Genomic DNA, 433 nt, shown 5'->3' with positions numbered 1-433 from the left:
TGCATTCTTGTAGTATACCTTCGGACCTGCTGTTGCAGGAATCATGTAGATTGAACCATCCGGATTCACCGTATACTCAATCTTTTCACCGTTCAGTGTTTCAGTAATCTTCTCWGTTGCTGCTGCTGTTCCATCTTTTTTGATCGGTTTKGTACGGGCATAGATATGGTCATGGCCTTGTACTACAAAGTCAATTCCGAGCTCTGCCATAATCGGTGCGATTTGGTTTCTTACGCCGTTAGCGCCCATAATATCGCTGTCCGTTGCATGGTTTGAGGTCGTATATGGACCTTTGTGAATGTTGACAATAATCCACTGCGAGCCTGCTGCTTTCGCTGCTTSCACGTCTTTTTTCAACCACTCGACTTGCGCCTCGGAGAAGTTCGCATATTTTGCCGAAGTCTCATTCGAGTTCAGCACAACAAAGTGTGCG

Annotated in this window: 1 protein-coding gene; it reads right to left on the bottom strand. The window is 46.0% G+C overall.

Features of this window, described 5'->3' with window-relative positions:
• The coding region (locus tag AB4Z45_RS33065) for a metallophosphoesterase family protein (RefSeq protein WP_441913838.1) at positions 1 to 433 on the bottom strand (433 nt) is incomplete at both ends.

Origin of the sequence: Paenibacillus sp. MCAF9, from assembly GCF_052114265.1 — a bacterium.
Lineage (GTDB): Bacteria > Bacillota > Bacilli > Paenibacillales > Paenibacillaceae > Pristimantibacillus.
Note: the sequence above shows the minus strand (reverse complement) of the source record. Positions and strands in the feature narration are given on the sequence as shown.